This is a genomic window from Anabaena azotica SJ-1, assembly GCF_047275885.1.
Classification (GTDB): Bacteria; Cyanobacteriota; Cyanobacteriia; order Cyanobacteriales; family Nostocaceae; genus Trichormus_B; species Trichormus_B azotica_A.
The window spans coordinates 5869379-5895598 of the sequence record NZ_CP178454.1; the positions used below are offsets into that span (position 1 = coordinate 5869379).

5 protein-coding genes are annotated in these 26220 nt (G+C 37.3%); all 5 read right to left on the reverse strand.

What is annotated here, in order from left to right; all coding sequences use genetic code 11:
* Positions 1-22: 22 nt before the first annotated feature.
* Positions 23-5839 carry a beta-ketoacyl synthase N-terminal-like domain-containing protein gene (locus ACLLO5_RS25455; RefSeq protein ID WP_413173257.1) on the reverse strand — a complete coding sequence of 1939 codons (5817 nt, stop codon included), beginning with the start codon at positions 5837-5839 and terminating at the stop codon, positions 23-25.
* Positions 5840-5853: 14 nt separating this feature from the next.
* Complete coding sequence (locus ACLLO5_RS25460; protein WP_413173258.1) at positions 5854-9246, reverse strand: non-ribosomal peptide synthetase; 3393 nt, start codon at positions 9244-9246, stop codon at positions 5854-5856.
* Positions 9247-9307: 61 nt separating this feature from the next.
* Positions 9308-13933, reverse strand: coding sequence for an SDR family NAD(P)-dependent oxidoreductase (locus ACLLO5_RS25465; protein WP_413173259.1), 4626 nt, complete (start codon positions 13931-13933; stop codon positions 9308-9310).
* 42 nt (positions 13934-13975) lie between these two features.
* A complete protein-coding gene (locus tag ACLLO5_RS25470; RefSeq protein ID WP_413173260.1) occupies positions 13976-17191 on the reverse strand; it encodes a non-ribosomal peptide synthetase in 3216 nt (1071 codons plus the stop codon).
* A gap of 138 nt (positions 17192-17329) precedes the next feature.
* On the reverse strand, positions 17330-26146 hold the full coding sequence (locus tag ACLLO5_RS25475; protein WP_413173261.1) for an amino acid adenylation domain-containing protein: 8817 nt from the start codon (positions 26144-26146) through the stop codon (positions 17330-17332).
* Positions 26147-26220 lie beyond the last annotated feature (74 nt).

Sequence of the window (26220 nt, forward strand, 5' to 3'; positions counted from 1 at the left end):
TTACCCCTCTAGTTATGTGTAATCATGACGTTAATTTGACGATTTTCAAGGCTTCGTATTCAGATAATTTTTCAATCTCAGCGAGGGCTTGAGCAAGTTCTTCTTCATCTGCTTTTTCAGCAAGTTGTTGAGCAATAAACTCAGCTAACTGGGCAATAGTGGGTGAGTTAAAAAATTGTTTGTAGGGTAACTCAATCTGAAAGTTTTTGCTCAACTGAGAAACAAGTTGTGTAGCAAATAATGAGTCTCCTCCTAATTCAAAGAAATTATCATGAATACCTACATGATCAATACCAAGAAGTTGTTGCCAAATGTCAGCTAGGGTAATTTCCAGTTCGTTGCGAGGAGCAAGATAAGCATTATCTAAGTTAGGACGAGGATGAGTTGCTCTAGCTTGGTTGAGTTGGGCTAATTTTTCTTCTATGGATTTATTTGATTTTTTGGGTTGAAGTTGGCTGTGCAAATCTTGTGTGGAGATAACTATTTGCGAAAAATTATTACTAGATAAAATCAGGTTAAATGCTTCTATACCCTCTTCCTGATTCATCCCTGCTGTTAATTCTTCCCCTGTGATATTTTTGTGCCTTTGTTCAACTGTAATGGCCATTCCTAAGTTGTTCCATCGATCCCAGTTAATGGATGTAATTAAATTAGAACTTTGTGCGGATTGATAGTGAGCGAAGGCATCTAGAAAGGCATTTTCGGCGGTATAGTCTACCATTCCTGATGTTCCTATAAAGGAAGAAAGGGAGGAACAAAGTATAAAGAAATCAAGGTTGATATGTTGGAACATCTGATTTATTACTCTTGTTCCTTGAACTTTTGGTGCTAAAGCTTCGGCTGCAATTTCTTTGGTTTTGAGTTGGATCATCCCTCCACCTAAAACTGCAGCTGCATGAATTACTCCATTGATTTGACCAAATTGCCAGTTTGCTTTTTTAATTACTGCTGACATTTGCTCATAATCAGCAACGTCGGCACTAGCTACCATGATTTCTGCACCAAAAGCTTGGAGATTTTGCAATTTCTGAATTTTTTGGCTAATTACATCTTGTGCGTGATGAGTTGATAGCCACTGCGTCCATTCATTTGGTTGAGGAAAAGGCGATAGACCTACTAAGATGAGTTTAGCTTGTACAGTCTTGGCTAGATATTCGGCTATGGCTAAACCAACACCACCCAAGCCCCCTGTGATCAGGTATACTCCTTTTGTTCTTAATCGCTGATTTCCCTGAATTGAGGTATCTATTTTAATAGCTTCAAAATCCTGAACCCAGCGTTGATTTCCTCTGTAAGCTATCACCTGTTCAGGTTTTGGGGTTGAAATTTCTGTGAGTAGTTGCTTGATTAATTGCTCCTCTTGCCAACTACCTGTTACAGGAACAGCTACATCAATGCTGCTACAGGTAAGGTGAGGATACTCTTGGGGGATGACTTTACAAGGGCCAATGATCAGGGCTTTTTCTGGACACAGTTTTTCGGAACCTGTGACTATTTGCAGATGGTTGGAGATGATTTGCAGGTGTAACGGATCTTTTTGATAAGATTCTGCGATCGCTTGAGCTAGAAATATTAAGCTGTAAAAGCCCAAGGATTCATGCTGTTGTGGTGCTAATTCCTCTCCATACTCTGGGGTGACAGTCCATAAATGGATAATATGGGTGGGAGTTTTACCTAATGTACGGAGTTGTTGACACAGAAGCTTGTAATCTTGTGGTTGTTCGGGGTTAACTGTATAGAGGCGATCGCTCTGAGATTGATATGCTTCCCCAACTTTGACAGTAATTACCTCCCCACCTTCTAATCTCAATTGCTTGATGATTTTTTCACCCAAACCGCAATCATCCACAAATACTAACCAGCATTTGGTTTGAGTTGTTCTGCTTTGGTCTGGTAGATATTGAGGTAAGGAAGCACGCTTCCAGGTAGGAATATAAAACCAGTCAGCAATATTAGGCTTTTTACCTGATGAAACTTTGCTATCAATATACTTGCTAAATGCTGGAGGTGCAGAATCAGTTGTACCAGCTTGAGCAATTAAAATTTCTTCTCCGAATACTTCAGTTTGAGAAACTACCTCAACTTCTACAAATCCTTGCGATTTTAAAGCTTCACGCCACTGATTGGCAGATAAAAATGGGTTTCCATAACTGCGTTGTGCATCCTCTAAAGGATTCATCAACAAACCATCAGTGATATCAAAATTCAATTGAGGCTCAGTGATTTCCCATAGCAATAATAAACCACCGGGAGCTAAGAGCGATCGCACATGATCAAGAGTTTTTCCCAGATTGCGAGTAACGTGCAGAACATTAACAGCAATTACCACATCAAAACTGTGGAGGGAATAACCTTGTTCAATCGGAGGTTTTTCGATATCTAGAAACCGATATTCCACAAAAGGATAATCGCTAAACTTTTCTTGGGCGCGATTTAGTAATAAACCACCAACGTCTGTAAAAGTGTAGGTTGTTTGTGTTTCCGGTAAGATCGGTAACAATTCTGTGGTTGCAACTCCTTGTCCACCGCCAATTTCTAAAATTCTCAGGTTAACGTGGGGTGGTAATAATTTTACTACCTGTTGCAGACTTGCCCCCATGATGCCTTTTAAATAGGTATCTAATTGCAGTTCTGATTTTGCGGTTGTTGCTTTTTTATTCCCAGCGGTAAAATACAATTCTAAAGGCTCTATTTCCCCTCTCAATACGGATGGTAAATTGGCTCCACATTCCTCAACAATATCTACAACTTGTGGTGTATTTTCCCATTTCAATTTAGCTGCCGCTAACAGAAAATTGACCGCATCATTAGACAATGGTTTCAAGTTACTAAACAGTTCTTGCTCTTGCTCTAGATGATCTTGTTCTACTAATACATCCAACCAGCGATAAAATAACTGTCGATAGCGTGGAATAATACCGCTTCGTTCATACAATTGCTCAAAGGAATACTTGTTTGAGGCATTTTGGAAAATATCTAAATTTATCACAGCTAAGTTAATGTAAGCCGTGCATAAATCATCTAAATACTGTCTATTAATTAAACAAGTTTCTCGATCAAATAGCTGAATTTGAGCTTGGATTTGCCCAGTTTTGATGACAGATTGCCAAAGCTCATCAGTTGTGATTGATGAGAATTGTTGTTCTAATTGTGTTTTCGATCTCTGTTGTTGTGGTTCGATCCAATAACGCTGACGCTCAAAAGGATGGGTAGGTAAAGGAATATGGTATGGTTTTTCATTGGTATAAAAACTTGACCAATCTATTTTTATTCCTTGCAACCACAGACGACCCAAAGTATTAAATATAAATGCTACATCTGACTTTTGGGCTTGGGGATGACGGAGTGAGGTTAGCGTTACTACTTCTAGTCTTTGATGTTGCTTGACAAAGGTAGTTAAAGTTGTACCGGGTCCCACTTCCAAAAAGATGCGTTCTGGTTGCTGGAGTAACTCGGCTATTCCCCCATGAAAGCGTACTGTTTGACGGATGTGTTTTGCCCAATAGTTAGGATCTGTGGCTTCTGCGGCACTGATCCACGTACCGCTAACATTGGATATAAATGGAATTTGCGGAGGATGGAGGGTAATTTGCTGCAACAGCTTGGTAAATGGCTTGATCATGCCTGCCATCATTGGGGAATGAAAAGCGTGGGAGGTGTGCAACCTGCGATAATTTATACCTTGCTGTTGTAATTGCTGTTCCAATTGAGCGATCGCATTGATCTTACCCGAAACTACACAGCTTGATGGTGCATTACTCGCTGCTAGAGCTAGTTCTGCTCCTAGCAGGGGTAAAACCTCAGATTCTGCCATTTGTACCGACAGCATCGCCCCTGGGGGTAGCTGCTGCATTAAGCGTCCGCGAGTAGCAACTAACTTTAAAGCATCTTCTAAACTAAAAACTCCTGCCAAAGTTGCCGCTACATATTCCCCAATACTATGACCAATCATGGCTTCTGGATGCACACCCCAAGTCATCCATAATTTGGCTAAAGCATAGGCGATTACAAATAGTGCAGGTTGGGTAATATCTGTCTGGGTTAAATACTGTCCTGCTGTTTCTATCTGTGTAGTATCGGGGTAAAGTACCTCACGCAAATCAATATTGAGATGGGGCTTAAGCAATTCTGCACAGTAGTCAACTTGTTCTCTAAAATATGGTTCATGTTCATAAAGTTCCTTACCCATGTCCACATATTGAGAACCTTGGCCAGGAAACATAAACACCACTGGACGATGACAAGGTTTTTGGTAATGGGTGAAAACTTCTGGACTATCTGGAGATGTTAAAGCAGTGATAGCACCGCTATTTTGACATACCAAAATCCGCCGATGCTCAAAAGCTTTACGACCGACTGCCAGAGTATAAGCCACATCAGCCAAATTCAAATCCTGATTTTGTTGAAGATAATTAGCTAGATTAGCTGTGGCAGTTTCTAAGGCTGTAGAAGTCTTTGCAGAGAGTACCAACAACTGAAATCTCCCCTGCCCCTCTGCTCCCCTGCCCCTCTGCCCAATCACCGGGGCTGCTTCTAAAATTACATGGGCATTTGTTCCCCCAATACCAAAGGAACTCACCCCAGCACGTCGAGGAGTGCCGTTAGTTTGCCAATCTGTCAGTTGCGTATTGACGTAAAAGGGACTATTAGCAAAGTCTATCTGTGGATTTGGTGTTTGATAGTGTAGGCTCGGAGGTATTTTTTTATGCTTGAGTGCGAGGACGGTTTTAATTAAACCTGCCACCCCAGCCGCAGCATCCAAATGGCCTGTATTGGTTTTTAAAGAACCTATAGCGCAAAAGCCAGTTTTCTGGGTACCTTGGCGAAAAGCTTGGGTTAAAGCCGCAATTTCAATGGGGTCTCCTAAAGATGTACCTGTGCCGTGGGCTTCAATATAGGTAATAGTTTCCGGTGCAACTTCAGCTACAGCTTGAGCAGTGCTAATGACCTTTGCTTGACTATCAATACTGGGTGCTGTGTAACTAACTTTTTGTGAACCATCGTTATTGATGGCAGAACCCTTAATTACTGCATAGATGGTATCTTGATTAGCGATCGCATCTTCTAATCTTTTTAGCACCACCACACCCACACCTTCCCCACCAACTGTTCCCTGTGCTTTGGCATCAAAAGCGCGGCAATGTCCATCAGGAGAGCCAATGCTTCCTTCTTTATAGAAATAACCATGTTTTCGCAAAGCACTAATAGAAACACCACCAGCTAAAGCCATATCACATTCTCCATTCAGAAGGCTTTGACAAGCTAAATGAACGGCAACTAATGAAGTTGAGCAAGCAGTTTGAACGGTATAACTTGGCCCTTGTAAATTTAATTTGTAAGAAACACGGGTACTTAAATAATCTTTATCACCACCAATTGATATTTGATGTAAATCAACAGAGTTACGAATATTTTCATTTGTGTACACATTAAATAAATAGCCACTCAAGCCGCTACCAGCATAAACACCAATTGACCCAGAATAATTTTCACCGTTGTAGCCAGCATTTTCTAAAGCTTCCCAAGCACATTCTAAAAATAGGCGATGTTGTGGATCTGTTATTTCTGCTTCTCTGGGAGTGAAACCAAAAAAGGAGGCATCAAATAATTCGGCATCTGCCAATACACCTCTAGCTTTAACATAGTTAGGGTTATTAACTAAAGCTGGCTCTATCCCTGAAGCTATCAATTCTTCATCGCTAAAAAAAGTAATTGACTCTACACCTGTTTCTAAGTTTTGCCAAAATTCTGCAATATTTTTAGCACCAGGAAAGCGTCCTGATAAACCAATAATTGCTATTTCTTCTCCATTAAAATTAAATTCTGTTAAATTATCCATGTTTCTATAACTCCTTAAATATTTCTAATAGACTTCATTTTTTGTAAACGTTTTCTTTGTTGTTCTTTAGTAGTTGTAATTTTTTCACATTGTTTTTCTGTCTTCTGAATAGATGTACTTGGATTTCGTAATTGACTCAGATAATCTGCCAAGGAACTAATGGTTGGATATCTAAACAAATCAAGCATTGATAAATTAGTTGCCAATATTTCCCGCAATTCACTATGAACCCTAAGCATCAGTAAGGAATGACCACCGAGTTCAAAAAAGTTATTGTGAATGCCAATTTTTTCAATATTTAAAGCTTTTTGCCAAATATTAGCTATGATCTGCTCTATTTTGGTTTGCGGAATTACATAATTGGTTGCTAATTCTGGACGGAATTTTTCTGGTGCAGTTAATGCACGTCGATCTATTTTGCCGTTAGGTGTCAGAGGTAAAGCTTCTAAAATTACAAATGCAGAAGGTATCATATATTCTGGCAATTGTTCTTTCAAAAAGCTTCGTAGTTGAGTAACTGTTAATTCTGGCTTTGACTGAAAACTAACATATCCGACTAAACGTTTATCACCTTGTTCATCCTCCCATACTTTGACCACCGCTTCCTTGACATCAGAATGCTGATTTAATTTCGCTTCTATGTCACCTAATTCAATCCGAAACCCGCGAATTTTTACTTGGTAATCAACCCGTCCTAAAATCTCAATTTCGCCATTAGATAAGTATCTCGCTAAGTCACCTGTTTTATAAAGACTTGTTCCCGCTTCATTACTAAAAGGATTAGGAATAAATTTTTCTGCTGTTAATTGAGGTTGGTTGAGATAGCCTCTAGCGACACCCAGACCACCTATATATAGTTCACCAGGTATACCAATAGGTGTAGGTTGAAGATAATCATCTAATATATAAATTTGTATATTATCAATTGATTTGCCAATGGAAACTGATGAGAATTCAGCTTTTATTTGGTCATGAGATAAATTGCTAATGGTTACTACTATAGTTGTTTCTGTGGGTCCATAGGAGTTGATTAATTTAACTTTTTCATCTACATATTTTTTCCAAATTGCTAAGTATTTGGATAATGCCTTTTCTCCACCAATAATTACTAACCGCAACTGTTCAGGTAGTTGTAGACTATGCTCTAATAATTCCCCCGTCATTTGATGCCAAAAGGCTGTGGGCAAATCTAATACAGTTATTTGCCATTTTTGACACTGCTGTAAAAATGTGGGGATTGAACTTAACATGGCATCATTACGCATAACTAAAGTAGCCCCTTGGATTAAACAGGGAAATATCTCTTCTGCTGCGGTATCAAAACAAATTGAGGCAAATTGGAGAATGCGATCGCCTATGCTGATTTGGTAGTTTTTACAAGCTGAAACGGTATAATTAACTAAAGATTTGTGCTGTACCAAAACACCTTTAGGTTTACCTGTAGAACCTGATGTGTAAATTACATAAGCTAAGTTTGCATCTGTAACTTTTATCTCTAGATTTTCCTGACTTTCTTGAACAATTAAAGGCCAATCTGCATCTAAGTAAATAGTTTGATGCTGATTTTGAGGTAGCCATTCTTTTAATTGCTGTTGAGTTAATAACAGCGATAAATTAGCATCCTCTAGCATTAAAGCTAGACGCTCTTGGGGATAGGCTGGATCAAGTGGTACATAAGCCCCACCTGCTTTCAAAATACCTAAAATACCCACAATCATTTCTAAAGAACGCTCAACACAAATCCCCACCAATACCTCTGGTGCTACTCCCAGTTTTTGGAGGTAGTGGGCGAGTTGATTTGCTTTAGCGTTCAGTTCCCGATAGGTCAATTTCTGATTTTCAAATATCGCTGCTACAGCATCAGGTGTTTTCTCAACTTGAGTTTCAAATAATTGATGAATACATAGGTTTTGTGGATAATCACTTTGAGTATTATTCCAGTTTAATAATTGATTTTGTTCTGCTGTTGTTAGCATTGGTAATTTTCCAATTACCTGGTCTGGTTTAGCAACAATAGCCTCTATTAAATTTTGAAAATGTCCCTGCATCCTAGTCACAGTCGCAACTTCAAAAAGGTCTGTATTGTACTCAAAGTTGCCTATTAATCCTGCTTCGGTTTCTACCATTGCTAGACTCAGATCAAACTTGGCTGTATGGTTGTGAATCGGTAATATTTCCCAAGTCAACCCTGGTAATTCTAATGTTTGATGTGGTGTATTTTGAAGCTGAAACATCACCTGAAACAAGGGTGTATGACTGAGGCTGCGTTGCGGTTTGAGTTTCTCTACTAACTGTTCAAAGGGTAAATCTTGATGAGCATAAGCTCCCAAGGCAACCTCACGCACTCGTCGTAATAATTCGCGGAAACTGGGTTTACCATCTAGGTCAGTACGTAACACTATGGTATTGACGAAAAAGCCAATTAGCTTTTCTATTTCTTCGCGGTTACGACCTGCTATAGTTGTTCCAACTAGGATATCTGTTTGTTGAGTATAACGATAAAGTAAAACTTTAAAAGCCGTCAGTAAAGTAATAAATAAGGTGGCTTCTTCTTGTTGTGAAAGTTCTTTAAGTGCCTGGGTTAACTCTGGGGATATTTTAAAAGATAACTTGGCACCGCGGTTACTCATTACAGGTGGTCTAGGATGGTCTGTAGGCAGTTCTAATAAAGTAGGAGCATTTATGAGTTGTTTTTCCCAGTAAGATGTTTGCTGTTCTAAAACTTCTCCTGTGAGGTAATGCCTTTGCCAGATGGCATAATCTGCATATTGAATTGGCAATTCTGCTAAAGACGAAGGTTGACCGCTAGAGAATGCTTGGTAAAGAGTCATGAGTTCTTGTACCAAGATTGCAAATGACCAGCGATCGCAGATAATATGGTGCATGGTCAACAGCAATACATACTCTGTTTCGTTTAGTTGCAGTAGTTTCACTCGTAGAAGTGGATCTTTCCCTAAATCAAATGGTTGGGAAGCTTCTTCAATAGCTAGGCTTTGGACTGAATTTTCTAGTTCGTCGGTACTCAGTGACTGAAGGCTGACTACTGGTATATTTAAGTTTAAACTTGGGGTAATGATTTGGACTGATTGCCCATTACTTGTAGTAAATGTAGTTCTCAGAGATTCGTGTCGTTGGACAATTTCATTCAGACTCTGTTCTAATGCCGCTATATTCAGAACACCCCTTAAGCGTAAAGCTGTTGGCTCATTATAAAGAGGCTGATTAGGGTCTAATTGTTCGAGAAACCATAATCTTTCTTGGGTAAAAGATAAGGGAATTGAATCTGACTGTTGACGACAAGGTATAGTATTAGTCTGCAATTTACCTTGCATCAATTTGGCTAATAATGATTTTTTTGCTGTCGATAAATTAGCCTTTCTTTGTAATAGTGATTCAGATTCAGACATATTCCTACTCTTTGCCATTCAAAAAAGTTATTGATAAAATTAGGTTGAGTTTTATTAGTTACTAAACTCCCAAAAGTCGTTGTGCTTCTTCTTCCGATAAATCTTCAATTTTTTCTAAAATAAGATGTTCTACTATCTCAGCTAGATTGATGATAGTAGATGCCTCTGAGAACAAACTACTTAGAGGAATTTCTACTAAAAAAGTTTTTCGCAACTGAGAGATGATTTGGGTAGCTAATAGAGAATGCCCACCTAAATCGAAGAAATTATCATATATACCAACCTGTTCTAAACCCAAAACTTGTTGCCATACTTCGGCAATATTTTTTTCTATATCACTTCGGGGTGCGACATAATCATTATTAAGATGAGGACGGGAATGGAGTTGTTTAGAAAAATTTCTTTGCTTTAGTTCTTTTTCTATTTCATCTAACTGGACTCCTAAATTTACTTTACCATGACTTTGTTTAATTTGGGTGACAATATTCTGTTTGCTGACCACTACTTGAGGTAATCCTCTCTGCAAAATTCGGCTAAAAATTTCTACACCTTCTTGAGGTGATATCGCCTGATATAGATGCTGTTGACGACGGTTTTTTAATTCTTCTGTAATGGCTGTATTAACTAACATTCCCACTTCTTGCCAGCCACACCAATTTATGGCGATAGTTAGAGGTTTTTGTTGTTCATATTTACTTTTGGCAAACTCATCTAAGAAAGTATTAGCTGCACAATAATCTACTTGACCCAATCCACCAAGAATTGATGTTAACGATGAGCAAAGAACAAGGAAATCTAATTTTTCATCACCAAAAACGGTATCAATTACTAATGTACCTTGAACTTTTGGTGCTAGTACATTTTGTGCTTTTTCCGGTGTTTTCAGTTGAATAATACCACCACCAGCCACACCTGCTGTGTGAATTACACCGTTAATTACTCCAAATTTTGTTAATACTTGGTTTTTGACAAACTGCATTTGTTCTGGGCTGGTGACATCAGCGGTTAAAACTAGAACTTCTGCACCTAATTTTTCTAAATTCTGTAACTTTTTGATATTTTGACTAACAGAATTTTGGTGATCATGACTTATTAGCCATTGTTCCCATTCATCACGGTGGGGAAATTTCAAACGCCCGATTAAAACTAACTTTGCTTGTACTGTTTTAGCTAAGTATTCTGCTAGTGTTAAACCAATACCTCCCAAGCCTCCAGTAATCAGATATACTCCCCCCGGTCGTAGTGGTGAATTCTCCAAACTGGCTGTTTCTAACTGAGTTTTTTCAAAAGTTTGTATCCAGCGATGTTGCCCCCGATAAGCAACAACTAATTGCTGGCAGTTAGATGTTAATTCAGTTAAAATATTTTGGATGAGTTGTGGTTTTTTACTTTCCTGTTGAGGAATTATAATATCAATATTCCGGCAGGTAATATTAGTAAATTCTTGATCAATTACCTTACACGCACCCAAGACAGTCGTTTTTTCAGGATATAAAATTTCCTCTCCCGTCACATTGTGCAGATTATTAGTAATAACCATAATTTGCACTTGATCATTAACAGGCTGCTGTCCTAATGCTTGAGCAAGAAAAAGTAAACTCCAAAAGCCCAAATCAATCGCTGAGTAACTATGATTATTTGTAGTTATCCCCCAACAATGAAATATGATTTGTGGAATTTTATTGGTCAAACAGAGGTCTTGGATTAAAGCATCATAATCAGCCTTGGCTTGGGGATGAATACTATAAACGCCATCCCTCAGTTTAGTAAATTTTTCTCCCGTTTGTACAATTATTACTTCTTGCCCTTGTTGTTGTAATTGTTGGACAAGTTCTGTTCCTATTCCTAAATCATCAATAAATACTAAGCAACATTTTCTTTGCTGTATTATCTGTTCATTAACAGCTGCTTTTAGAGGTATTGCTTGTTTCCAAACAGGAACATAAAACCAATCATTAATATCTTGGTAAATCAGGTCTGCTTTTGCCTGTGGTTCTATCCAAAATCTTTGTCGTTCAAAAGGATATGTTGGCAGAGGAAGACGATAACGACGCTGGGAATGATAAAATTCTGACCAGTTAATTTCAATTCCAGCTTGCCAAAGTTTACCCAGGGTGTTGAGTAAAAATGCTACATCTGATTGTTGCTCTTGGGGATGACGTAGAGAAGATAATATAGTTGGTGATGTTTGTAGTTGTTTGACTAAGTTACTTAATACCTTTCCTGGCCCTACTTCCAAGAAAATTTGTTCTGATTTGTTTCCTAATTCAGTAATACCCTCAGCAAAACGTACTGTTTGCCGCAAATGTTGTCCCCAGTAGTGAGAATCAGTTGCTTGGGCGGTTGTAATCCAAGTACCTGTGACATTAGAAATAAAGGGAATTTGGGGAGATTTTAAGTTAATTTTGCTTAAATATTCTTGAAATTCTTTGATGATGGGGTTCATCATCTGGGAATGGAAGGCGTGGGAGGTGTGCAGATTACGGCACTCTACACCGTTGGCTACAAGTTGTTGATGTAATGCTTCTATGGCTGCATGAGTTCCCGAAACCACGCATAGATGAGAGGCATTATTAGCAGCTAGAGATATATTCTCATTCAATAAGGGTTTAATTTCTGCTGCTGACAGAAAAACCGCCAACATTGCGCCAGATGGTAGTTGCTGCATCAATTTTCCCCGCTTTGCTACCAGTGCTAAAGCATCTTCGAGGGAGAAAACATCAGCAAGGCAAGCAGCCACATATTCGCCAATACTGTGACCAATCATTGCTTGTGGTCTGATTCCCCAAGCTATCCATAATTTAGCTAGTGCATATTCAATGACAAATAATGCAGGTTGGGTAATGGCAGTTTGGGTTAATTGCTGTGTGACTTCGGAAGTTGCTGTGGTGGGATAGAGTATTTGGCGTAAATCTAACTCTAAATGGGGTTTAAGTAGTTGGCAGCAATTATCAACTTGTTCTCTAAAAATGGCTTCTGTTTCGTACAGTTCCCGACCCATGTTTACATACTGGGAACCCTGTCCAGGAAACATAAATACTACAAAAGGATTTTCTGAGACTGGAGATGAGGTAAATTTTTGGGTATTGATTTGGTTGTCTAAAACTTGAACTGCATTCTCAATACTTTGGCATACTACTATATGGCGATGCTCAAAGCTCCGGCGACCTATGCTGAGGGTATATGCGACATCAGCCAGATTAACATCAGGATGTTGCTGGAGATGTTTAACTAAATTTTTGGTTGCAGTTTCTAGTGCTGATGCTGTTTTAGTAGAGACTACTAATAACTGATATCCTCTCCCCTGCCCCTCTGCCCCTCTGCTCCCCTGCCCCTCTGCTCCCCTGCTCCCCTGCTCAATCACCGGCGCTTCTTGGAGAACGATATGGGCATTTGTCCCACCAATACCAAAAGAACTGACTCCAGCGCGGCGTGGGTGGCCTTGTGAGTGCCATTCTCTTAGCTGGTTATTGACATAGAAAGGACTGTTAGCAAAGTCAATTTGGGGGTTTGGTGAGGTAAAGTTTAAACTCGGTGGAATCTGCTGATTTTTCAATGCCAAAACTGTTTTGATGAAGCCGGCAATACCAGCAGCAGCATCTAAATGTCCAATGTTAGTTTTGACTGAAGATAAGGCGCAGAAATTCTTTTTTTGAGTATAAAGGGAGAAGGATTTTTTTAAGGCTGCAATTTCGATAGGGTCGCCTAAAACTGTAGCCGTGCCGTGGGTTTCTATATAGCTAACTGTTTCGGCATGGACTCCTGATACTGCTAATGCTTCGGTGATGACTTTGGCTTGTCCGTCAATACTGGGCGCTGTATAACCGACTTTGAGAGAACCATCATTATTAACTGCCGTACCTTTGATGACAGCATGAATGCGATCGCCATTAATAATAGCATCTGCCAACCGCTTTAAAACTACAATGCCGACTCCATTACCATTAACAGTACCTTTGGCTTGAGCATCAAAGGCGCGACAATGACCATCTGGTGATAAAATTCCTCCTTCTTGGTAGAGATAACCTGTTTTTTGATTTGCAGATATGGAAACTCCACCAGCTAAAGCTAGATCACATTCATGATTTAGTAAGCTTTGACAGGCTAAATGAATTCCCACTAAGGAACTAGAACAGCCTGTTTGGACATTAATAGCTGATCCTTTGCAGTTTAATTTATAAGCTACTCTTGTGGCTAAGTTATCGCTACGGTTATTATGTCTAATTTGGTCAAAGCCGACTAATTTAATTAACTCGGAATTGGGTAAAAGATTAAATAGAAAATAAGTGTTAATACTAGAACTGGCGTAAATACTAATTTGTTCTTTATCCGTTTCAGTGTTATAGCCAGCATTTTCTAGAGCTTCCCAAGCAACTTCTAAAAAAATCCGTTGTTGTGGGTCTGTAATTTCTGCTTCTCTGGGAGAGTAATCGAAGAAAGAAGCAGCAAATAATTCAACATCTTCTAAAACGAATCCTGCTTTGACATAATTAGGATTATTCAACAGTTGTGTATCTACTCCCTGGGCTTGCAAATCTGTATCAGTAAATTCAGTTAAAGCCTCTACTCCCTCGCGGATATTCTGCCAATAAGCATCGAGATTACTGGCTTTGGGAAATCTCCCAGCCATACCAATAATGGCAATATCACTTTCACAAATTTGGTTAATGTCTTCTATGTCGTTCATTGCTGGATTGGAAGTAGTTGAATAGAGTAAAGGAGATATTATTTATAGCTGTGTTTGATTTTTTCGGTTTGGGCGAGCATTTCTGCGATTTGCTGCCCTTTGTTGAGTTTCTAATAATGTCGTTGTTTCTGGTTGAGCTTTAGTTAAATATTGAGCTAGAGAATTGATAGTTGGATGTTCAAATAAAGTGGTAATGGCAATATCAACTGTAAACATATCTTGGAGTTTGGCGTGAACTTGAACCAGCAGTAATGAATGTCCACCGATGTCAAAGAAGTTATCATTAATGCCTACTTTTTCTATTTGTAGAAGTTGCTGCCAAAGTTGAGCGATCGCTTGTTCTATTTCTGTCTTTGGTGGTTCATATTTTTCTGCTAATTCTGAAGACAAACTTTCAATATCTGGTAATGCTTGACGATCTATTTTACCGTTAGGTGTTAAGGGTAATTTTTTCAGAATACCAAAGGCTGATGGCAGCATATAATCTGGTAGTTTTTGTTTGAGAAAACTACGCAATTCATTAATATTTATTGCTGCTTTGGGCTGGGAAATAAGATAAGCTATCAAGCGTTGGTTATCTTCCGATTGTTGGACTGTAACCACAGCTTGTTGTATGGCTGGATATTGAGTCAGAGTTAGTTCTATTTCTTCTAATTCAATGCGGAATCCCCGAATTTTTACTTGGTTGTCAACTCTGCCCAGGTATTTTATATTACCATTTTCTAAGTAACGGACGCGATCGCCTGTTTTATATAAACGTAATTCTTGTCCGAGTAAAGAGTGGGAAATAAAACGTTGTGCTGTTAATTCTGGTTGGTGCAAATAACCACGACTTAATCCTGCACCACCAATATAAAGTTCACCTCGTACACCCAGAGGTACTGGTTGTAATTCTTCGTCTAAGATATAAACTTGGCTATTGGCTAAGGGACGACCTAAAGGAACTGTCTCGGAAATTGAATCATCTGCTTGATTTTCTACTGCATAAGTTAAAACCCCAACGGTGGTTTCTGTCGGTCCGTAATGGTTGAATATTTGACAGCTTGGTGCTTGTTGTTGAATTTGGGAAATTAATTTCCAACTAGCTGCTTCACCACCCAAAATTAAACGTTGACGGGGAAGAATAGCTGCTGCTGATGGATTTGCAGCCAGGAGTGCAGTCAGGTGAGAAGGGACTATTTTTAAACAGTCTATGGGATGTTGACGACAATATTCAGCCAGTTCTAACGCATTTCCTACCCGCGCTGAGGAAATGATGTGTAAACAGCCTCCTCTACAAAGAGAAGGGAAAATCATTGTATTTCCTAAGTCTGCACTTAAACTAGAAACGGTGGCATAGTTGGCAGTTTGTGGTAAGTTGAATTGATGAGCTATCGTATTGATATAATTGAATAATTGTCGGTGTTCTGTGGCCACTCCTTTTGGTTTACCTGTAGAACCGGAAGTGAAGATAACATAAACAAGATTTTCAGGTGTTACATCTGTGTGAGGATTTTCATCACTTTCACCTACAATATTTTCCCAATCAGTATCAATAGCAATTACTTTTACTTTTTCAAAACGATTAATTAATGATTGCTGAGTAATTACTAATGATGTTTTTGCCTCTTGTAATCGTAAGTTTATAGCTTCTGTTGGTAAATTAGATTCAAGTGGTAAATATGCTCCACCTGCTTTGAGAATACCTAATAAACCAACAATCATTTCTAAAGAACATTCTACGCACAAACCAACTACAAAATCTGGCTGTACTCCTTGCTTTTTCAGATAGTGTGCTAGTTGGTTGGCTTTAGAGTTTAATTCTTTATATGTAATTTCTTCATTCTCAAACACTACTGCAACTTGATTTGGTGTTTTTTCTACTTGTTCAGCAAATAATTCATGAATACATTTATTTTGGGAATACTCAACTGTTGTCTGGTTAAAATCAACTAACAATTGTTGGCGTTCAGTGGTGCTAAGTATTTCTAGTTGCTTGAGAGGTAAATTAGGATTAGTAATAATATTTATCAATAAAGTTTGAAAATTTTTTGCCAGTCTTTCAATTGTTGTTAGCGAGAAGTAATTAATATCATAGTAAAATTCACCAACTAAACTATGATTGTCTTCTATGCAAGAAAGTTTAATTTTAAAAGGTTCAATGAAACTGTAGATTTCATTTAAGCTGAATCTAACCTCTGTATGATCATAATTGTGAACAGAAATATTATTAAATTCAAAGCCAATAGGGAAAGCTATCAAACTATCAGCGTCTATAGATTCAGGAACAAAATAATCTTGCCACTCAGTAGCATTTGCTAATGTTTTTTCTACTGCTGCTAATACTTCTATAAAGTTTAAATTGGGGGTAAATTTAGTTTTAATTGGTAGCCAAGTTGCCAACAAACCAAGTACATCATCAAGTTCTTCATATTCACGGCGATCTCTTGCTGTACCAATGACAATTTCTGCCTCTCCTGTGATTCGCCAAATTAATGTTTGCCAACAAGCTAGTAAAACGACATCCAGAGTTTTTGCATTTTTTTTAGCAAAAGCATTAACTTGAGCAAATAATTCCTGATTAATAACTAACTTATAACGCTCAGTCACAAATGAATGATGCTTTCTTTGTCGTTCATGAGGTAATTTTAATGCTGATAAAGAGTTAAGTTTTTGTTGTTGCCAATAGGCTTGTGCCTCTTCTGCATCCTCATCTGCTAATAATTGATTCTGCCATTCAGAAAATTGGACATACTGCACATAATTTCCAGTTAGTTTTTTACCTTGACAGCACTGATGATAACCTTGACTAATTTGATTAACCAAGTTTTTAATAGTTCTATTATCTGCACATAAAGCAGGTAAAGAAATAATTAAACTATGCTGATTTTCCGATTGTTTTATTAAACATAACCGCAGTGGTAAATCTTGAGCTATATTTTGATATTCCTGTCTTGCTTGCCAAAATAATTCTTGAATTTTCTCAGCAATATATTCCTGACGTAAATCACTGAAATCGAAATATTTCCAATTAAATGAACTCTGATCGTCAAATACCATAACTGGGGTTTTCACTCCAGGTAAGCGATAGAAATTTGTTCTCAAAATGTCATGATCATTGACAAGTTTATGAACAGTATTTTTCAGTATCTGTGGTTGGAGATTACCGTCAATTAAAATACGACATTGGGAGCAGAAAGCAGAACTATTTTGTTGTAAATTCCACAGTCTTTTTTGTTGAGGAGCAAGTTGAAAACCACTAATTATTTGAGTTTGCATAGTTTTGAAGAATACTTATTTTTTAAGGTCTGACTTTTAATCTAAATTTGATCCCCCTAAATCTCCCTTAAAAAGGGGGACTTTGATTAATTAATTCCCCCCTTTTCAAGGTGGGATAGGGGGGATCAAATTTTTTAACTAATAACTTACCTGATTAATCATTTCTGCCATTGCAACAACGATTTTACGTTGTCCAAAATAAGGGTTTCTAGCGTGAGCAACCAACATATTATCTAGCATGATCATGTCGCCTTGCTGCCAAGGAAAGCTAGTTTGTGTTTGCTCATAAACTGCATTAATTTCGGCAATTTCTTCAGATGTAATTGGTGTACCGTCACCAAAATAAACGTTTCGAGGTAATTTTGATTCTCCAAATATAGATAGCAGTGATTCTCGAACGTCTGTATCTAAATAGGATATATGGTGTAATTGAATTTGGTTGAAAAATACAGGTTCGCCAGTTTTGGGATGTACTGCTAAAGCTGGGCGAATTTGGCGAGTAATTAAACCATTATTATTATACCATTCAAATTCAATTTTTGCTGACCAACAATAATTTTCTATCTCTTTTTGATCTGTAGTTTGAAAGAAATTTTGCCAACTCACATCTAAACCTTCAGCGAAATTTCTCACGTACATTAACTGTTTAGTAGCTAATTTTTCCCGCAATTGCGGACTGAGCAATTGATAAGCCTTTCTACAGTCAACAATTGGCGTTTCTCCACCTTTTTCTGCTGGTTGAACGCAGTAAAACCAAATTTTTAAAGGGAAGGAATGTAAATGAGAACTTTCATTGTGAAACAGTATCGCTTTATCTGCTGGGTAAGGTGTAGAACCATAAACTTTACCACCTTCTCCTGTGCGGGGTAAGTCGCCATATTCAGCAAATAAATTAGGAGAAATTGTTTGAGCGAAGTTTTCAAACTCTGAAACTGATTTTACATCAAAACCTCTAAATAAAATCGCTCCATGTTGGAATAATTCTGTTTCTAGATATTCTCGATTATTATTAGCCCAAGATATGATATCAATTTCTGTACTATTGGGCTGAATTACTAAGGGAAATTTTTGATCATTTTGCAAATAATCTATTTTAACTAATTGCTCTACGGATAGATTAACCGCTTTGGGAGCAATAGTCATAAATTTTTGTCTTTTAGCTGCTTTACGCTCCTGTTGTTGCATAGATTGTTCTGCCTTTTCTACTTCTGTGAGCATTTCTAATGTATTGATACAACTCTGAGGTTGAGTAACAATGCTGTTGATTAATGTTTGCCAGTGTTTGGTTAAGTTAGTGATGGTATCTGAAGCAAATAAATCCGCGTTATATTGCCATTTACCTTCTATACCTTGTTCAGTTTCGGTAAGAAATAGGGCTAAATCAAATCTGGCTATTTTGCTTTCTAATTCCAGTAAATTTAAAGTGACTCCTGGTAATTCCCAGGTTGAATTCGGTGTATTTTGCAGGACAAATAATACTTGAAATAATGGAACTGTGTTACTTATATGACGCTCAGGTTGTAATTCTCTAACTAGCTCGTCAAAGGGTAAATCTTGATGAGCGTAAGCTGCTAATGTTTGGGTGCGAACTCGTTGTAATAAGTCCAGAAAAGTGGGATTTCCAGTTAAGTCAGTGCGAAGAACTAATAAGTTAATGAAGAAGCCAATTAATGGTTCAATTTCCGCTTGGTTACGGTTAGCAACATCTGTACCAACAACAATATCATCTTGGTTGCTGTAACGTTGTAATAAAATTTTAAAACTGGTCAGCAAGGTCATAAATAAAGTGACATTTTCTTGCCGGGATAGTTGTTGTATTTGCTGTGATATTTCGGCAGGTATCAAGAATTTGTGACTAGCACCCCGATTAGTTTTCACTTCTGCACAGGGACGGGTTGTAGGTAGTTGCAGTACGGGTAAATTAGCTAATTGCTGCATCCAGTAGGAGAGTAAAGCTTCCCGTCTTTCACCTTGTATCAGTTGACGTTGCCAAACTGTAAAGTCTACATATTGAATAGGTAATGCTGGTAAAGATGAAGTTTGATTTTGATTAAAAGTAGAATAAAGTGCTGCTAATTCTTGAATTAGTATACCCGTTGACCAACCATCAAAAACGATATGGTGGATGGTAAATAATAAGATGTATTCTTGGTTGTCTAGCTGTAATAGTTTACATCTTAACAACGGTGCTTTTTGTAAATCAAAAGGTAGTTGAAATTCATCTACACTATAACATTTAATTGCTGTTTCTTGTTCGGTTTTCGTTAATCCTCCTAAGTTAATTATAGATATTTTTAACTGTACATCGTCAACAATTACCTGTACAGGTTGATCATCAACCAAGACAAACTTAGTGCGTAAAACTTCATGACGGTGAATAATTTCATTGATGCTTTGCTCTAATGCTTGTATATTCAATTCACCCACCAAACTAACTGCTGCGGGCATATTGTAAATACAAGTATCAGGGTTGAGTTTTTCTAATAACCATAACCTAGTTTGAGCAAAGGATAAAGGTAAATTTTCATCACGAGAAACAGGTGTAATTGTCGAAATATTTTCAATATTTATTTGTTGAATTTCTTTAGCTAGTTCGGCAATGGTGGGAAAAGCAAATAAATGTTGCAATGATATATCTACTAACAAGATTTTCCGAATCCGCGAAATAATTTGAGTTGCTAATAAAGAATGTCCACCGAGTTCAAAGAAATTGTCATAAATACCAACTTGAGAAACACCTAAAACTTGAGTCCAAATTGCTGCTAAAACTTCTTCTACTGGATGACGAGGAAGTACAAAATTAGCTGTTTCCAATTGAGTATTTTCTGGTGCGGGTAAAGCGCGACGGTTTACTTTACCATTAGGGGTTAAAGGTAGAGATTCTAAGCAGACAAAAGCACTGGGTATCATGTACTCAGGTAATTTTTGCCGTAAATATTGGCGAAGTTCACTTAAACCTCTCTCCAAACCTCTCTCCTGCGAGGAGAGAGGCTTTAATGTTCCCCCTTGCCTAGTAGGGAAGGGGGTTAGGGGGTTAGGTTCTGCCACCAAATAAGCAACTAAACGCTGGTTTCCTGGTACATCTTCCCGTGCCATTACTACACACTGACGCACTGTTGAATGGCTTTCTAAAACTGTTTCTATTTCTCCTAATTCAATGCGGAAACCACGAATTTTTACTTGATAGTCAATGCGTCCTAAACATTCAATTTCGCCATTAGGAAGATACCGAGCTAAGTCACCAGTTTTGTAGAGTAATGTTTTGGTATTGAATGGGTTAAAAATGAATTTTTCTTGAGTTAATTTTGGTTGCTTAAAGTAACCCCGCGCTAACCCTGCACCACCAATATAAAGTTCTCCAGGAACGCCTACAGGTACTGGTTGTAAAGATTTATCTAAAATATAAATTTGGGTGTTAGCTAAAGGACGACCAATAGAAATGGTTTTTTGATTATCATAAATTGGCTGAATTGTAGACCAAATAGTTGTTTCTGTTGGTCCGTATAAATTCCAAAGTTGATAACATTTTGATAATAATTGAACAGCTAAGTTTTGGTGTAATGTTTCGCCTCCACAAATAATTTTTAGTTGTGAATTTCCTTCCCAACCTGCATCTAATAACATTCGCCAAGTTGCAGGGGTGGCTTGCATGATGGTTGCAGCAGAATTATTCAGTTGTTGTAATAATTGTGTACCGTCCTTTGCTATTTCTCGACTAACTAATATTAATTTAGCTCCCGTTATTAAGGGTAGAAAAATTTCTAAAACCGCAATATCAAAAGATAGGGTAGTGACTGAGAGTAAACTATCTTCAGTAGTTAAATGTAAATGCTGCTGCATGGAAGTGAGGAAATTTACCACGCTGCTGTGGGTAATTTGTACACCTTTGGGTTGGCCTGTAGAACCAGAAGTATAGATGGTGTACATCAAATTATCCGGCTCAATGTCGCTATGAGGGGTGTTTATTTCCTGGGAGACAATGTTTTCCCAGTCCCTATCTAAATAGATAATTTTAGTTTTTTGGGGAGCATTGTGGGGGGGAATATGAGGTGATAAATGTTGCTGAGTTAGTAAGACTGACACTTGCGAATCTGCTAACATGAATTCTAAACGCTCTTGAGGAAATGTCGGATCTAGTGGGATGTATGCACCACCTACCTTGATAGTTGCGAGGAGAGCGATTATCATATCAAAAGAGCGATCGCAACAAATCCCCACTAACACTTCTTTGCTTACACCTAAGCTGCTTAAATAATGCGCTAGTTGGTTTGCTTTCTCATCCAGTTGTTTGTAGGTTAACTGTTGCGAATCAGCTACCACAGCCACAGCATTCGGTGTTTTAGCTACTTGCGTGCTAAACAATTCATGAACGCAGATATGAGGATAATTAGCTGCTGTATCATTCCAATCGCTGAATATTTGTGTTTTTTCTGCTGGAGTGAGTAGAGATAATTCCGATATCGACTTATCTGAATGTCTAACAATATCTGCTAACAATATTTCCAAATGTCCTAACATCCGGCTGATGCTATCAACAGTAAACAAATCACTGTTATACTCTAATTCTCCAACTAAACCGTCAGCATTATCAGTAAAAGACAAACTTAAATCAAATCGAGCCGTATTATTTTCTAACGGCAAATATTCCAAATCTAACCCTGACAGCTTCAACTTATTCCCAGGCGCATTTTGTAGCGAAAACATCACCTGAAATAGTGGCGTATGACTGAGATTACGTTGTGGTTGTAATTCTTCTACTAATAATTCAAAGGGTAAATCTTGATGAGCATATGCTCCTAATGTTACTTCTCTGACTTGTTTTAGTAACTCAGTAAAACTCTGATTATAATTGAGTTGAGTTCTGATGATCAAAGTATTGACAAAAAAGCCAATTAAACCCTCAATTTCCTGGCGATTACGGTTAGCAATCGGTGAACCTATTAAAATATCTTCCTGTCCAGTATAACGATAAATTAGAACTTTAAAAGCTGCTAATAAAGTCATAAACAGCGTTACACCTTGTTTTTGACTCAACGATTTTAATTCATTAGTCAAACCAAGAGACAGTGTAAATATCTGCTTTTTACCAATAAAACTTTGCTGTTTTGGACGTGGTTTAGCTATAGGCAGTTCTAATACTGGTAAATTACCATTTAATTGTTGTTTCCAATAGTCCATCTGAGCAGCAAAGACTTGTTTTTGCAACTGTGTTCTTTGCCAAACTGCAAAATCAGCATATTGAATACTTAAACTGGGCAATTCATAAGCTGTACCTGTACAAAAAGACTCATAAAGAACAGCTAATTCTTGAATAATTATCCCTGCTGACCATCCATCAGCCACAATATGATGTATGGTAAACACCAACATATACTCTTGTTCTGCTAATTGCAACAGCAAAACATTTAATAATGGTGGATCAGTTAAGTTAAAAGCATATTGTGCTTGTTTTATCGCCCAATCTTTCGTTTCTATTTCTCGTTGTTCTGGCGGTAAATGCTGTAAATTAATCACAGATAAATAAATATTTGCTTCTGTCCTAATTACCTGCCTTGGTTCACCATCTATGCTGACAAAAGAAGTACGCAAAGCTTGATGCCGGCGGATAATTTCATTGAAACTTTGTTCTAATGCAACAATATTTAAATCTCCTTTTAGTCTTATGCTCCTAGAAAGATTATAAGCAGAAGTTCCTGGTTGTAATTGCTCTAAAAACCACAGTCTTTGTTGAGCAAAAGATAATAATAAATTATCTGTTTGGATAACTTTATCTATTGGGAGAACTGCTAAATTCTGTCCTGATTTTAGTGTTGTTTCTATACGCTGTGCTAGTTCCCCTATTGTTGGTAATTCAAACAAACTGCGTAGAGGTAATTCAACTTTAAATGCTTCTCGAATTTGAGAAATTACCTGTGTAGCTAATAGGGAATGTCCACCTAATGCAAAGAAGTTTTCTGTAATTCCTACTTGTTTAACACCGAGAATTTTTATCCATATTGCCGCTAATACTTCTTCCACTGGGGTACGTGGTGCAATAATAGCGCCTTGTTTTGACTGTGATAATTCTTCTGGTGCGGGTAATCCTTGACGGTTAACTTTACCATTAGTAGTCAGGGGTAGGGCTTCTAAAATGACAAACTGAGAGGGCAACATATAATTAGGTAAGTTGTCCTGCAAAAAGCTATGTAGTTGATTTAAATCTATAATTTCTGAAGTTTTAGCTACTAAATAAGCTATTAATTGTTTATCCCTATTTTCATTTTCTTGCGCTATAACTACCGCATCTCTAACTTGTGCATATTGAGTTAATAAAGCTTCAATTTCTGCTAATTCAACCCTGAAGCCTCGAATTTTTACTTGGTAGTCACCACGTCCAATAAATTCAATATTTCCATCCGGTAAATAACGTCCTAAATCACCTGTTTTATATAGTCTTGCACCTGATTTATGACTAAAGGGATGAGGAATAAATCTTTCAGCAGTTAGTTCAGGATGCTGCATATAGCATCTGGCTAACCCTTCACCACCAATATATATTTCACCTTTAATACCTATAGGAGTTAACTGTAAGTTATTATCCAGAACATAAACTTGTGTGTTACCCAGTGGTTTACCCAGAGGAACTGTTGGAGTTGTTAAATTTACCTCTGTAATTAAATAAGTGAGTACACCAACTGTACTTTCTGTTGGTCCATAATGATTAAAGATTAGACAATCTGGTGCATAATGACGAATTTGCTCAATTAACTGCCAATTAGCAGCTTCACCACCTAATATTAATCTATGCCCAGGTAGGATAAATTGGGGTGAAGATGAAAGTAAAAGAGAGCTAAGGTGAGAAGGAACAATTTTCAGACAATCAATAGGATATTTCTGACAATATTCTGTGAATAAAATTGGATCAGTTGCGTGTTCATAGGAAATAATATGTAAACATCCTCCTGTACACAGGGCAGGGTAAATAACTGTATTACCTAAGTCTGCTGCTAATGTAGAAACTAATGCAAAGTTGTAACTAGAGTTGCTAGGTAGGTTTAATTTATCAATGATGGCATAGATATAATTAATAAGTTGTTGATGTTCAATTGCTACACCTTTAGGTTTACCTGTAGAACCAGAAGTAAAGATTACATAAGCTAGATTATTACTGTTGATGTTGCTGCTCAGGTTAGCATCACTTTCATGAGCAATTTTTTCAGAGATAGTATCTAAACAAATAACTGGTATTTGTTCTTGATTAATTACTGCTGCTAATTTATTTACTACGCAAAAATTACTAATCAAAAATGAGGCTTGAATATCTTCTAAGCGTGATACTAAAGCTTTGATTGGTATTGCTGGATCACAAGGAATATATGCCCCACCAGCTTTGAGAATGCCTAAAATACTAATTATCATATCAATAGAACGTTCTAGGCATATTCCCACCAGCATTTCTGATTTTACTCCCTGCTTTTGCAAGTAATGAGCTAATTGATTAGCCTTTTGATTCAGTTGTTGATATGTCAGTTTTTCATCTGCAAAAACCACAGCAATTTGATCAGGTGTTTTTTTAACCTGAGCTTCAAAAAGTTGATGAGTTAATAAATTTTGAGGGTAATCTTGCTGGGTGTGGTTATTTGCCAATAGCTGGTTTAGCTCAGTAATATTGAGAATTTCTAACTGACTAATTGTTGTTTCTGGATCAGTAACAGCACTAGATATTAAGTTTTGTAGTTGTCTAGCGATAATTTTAATATATGCAGAATTAAATAAAGTTGAGTCATAATAAAACTCCAATTTTAATTCTTGATTTTGCAAACTACATGAAAGCTTAATTTTAAATCTTTCAGTACAAGAGTAATGCTGAATGATTGAAAAAGAGAGATCAGAATTTATATACTTTGTTGATTTTTCTAAAAATTCAAAACTGAAGGGAAAAAATCTTAATGTATCTGTGGATAAATTTGAGATTTTATCCCAGGTAAAATAATCATAAAATTTAGTAATTTCCTGAATATTATTCTGGGTCTTGTTTAAGACTTCCAAAAAATTATTGTCTAATTTTATCTCAGGCTTAATCGGTAAATATTTAACAAATAAACCTATGGCATCTTCTAATTCTTCATATTTACGTCCATCACAAGCAATGCCTATAATTAGGTTTTGCTCTTGGGTAATACGCCATAATAAAATTTGCCAGCAAGTTAATAAAAATTCAGAGACAGAAGCATTATATCGCTGAACAAGTGTTTCTATCTGTGTCAGCAGTTCGGCAGAAATAGTTATAGATTGTATTTGTGGTTGAAATGGTGATTTTGCTATAGCTTGTTGTTCCCAAGGTAACTTTAAGGATGCCAAGTTAGCTATATTTTGTTTATGCCAATAGTCTCGACCTGCTTCTGTGTCTTCACTTTCTAATAATTCATTTTGCCATTCAGCTAAATCTGCATATTGTAGTGGTTCATGATCTATTTCTTGGTTGTGAAGGCAAGCTATATAAGATTGGCTAATTTCTCTCACTAATATTTTTAGGGTTACAGCATCTGCACAAAGGGCTGATAAGGCAATAATTAAAATATTCTTGTCTGTAGATAGATGAACCAAAGAGACACGCAACATACAATCTTGTTGTAAGTCAAATGGCTGTTCACGAAATTGATTAAATAAGTTGGATAATAATTCTGTTTGTTGTTGGTTATAACTACTAAAATCGTAAGTTTCGCCCCAAATAATATTGTTGTCGGTAATTATTTGTAACGGAATTGACATTCCTGATAAACAATAAAAATTAGTTCGGAGGATTTCATGGCGGTTAACAACTTGTGCTAATGCTTCCTTCAAAGTATCAACTTTTAAGTTGCCCTCAATCAAAATAGTGCATTGTGAACAATAGGCATTCTGATCAAATTCTTGCCATGTCCAGAGATTTTTTTGTTGAGGTGAAAGACGAAAACCTTGAATTTCTCCCAGCATTACTAATTCTCCCTACTTTCCAATAACTCGCGATAAATCCTAAATGCCCTATAGAAGATATTTTTTTGAAATTT

What these genes read in the sequence shown, in the direction of transcription:
- ACLLO5_RS25455 (WP_413173257.1), bottom strand. Translation starts at nt 5,839, where the DNA reads ATGGATAATTTAACAGAATTTAATTTTAATGGAGAAGAAATAGCAATT.
- ACLLO5_RS25460 (WP_413173258.1), bottom strand. Translation starts at nt 9,246, where the DNA reads ATGTCTGAATCTGAATCACTATTACAAAGAAAGGCTAATTTATCGACA.
- ACLLO5_RS25465 (WP_413173259.1), bottom strand. Translation starts at nt 13,933, where the DNA reads ATGAACGACATAGAAGACATTAACCAAATTTGTGAAAGTGATATTGCC.
- ACLLO5_RS25470 (WP_413173260.1), bottom strand. Translation starts at nt 17,191, where the DNA reads ATGCAAACTCAAATAATTAGTGGTTTTCAACTTGCTCCTCAACAAAAA.
- ACLLO5_RS25475 (WP_413173261.1), bottom strand. Translation starts at nt 26,146, where the DNA reads ATGCTGGGAGAAATTCAAGGTTTTCGTCTTTCACCTCAACAAAAAAAT.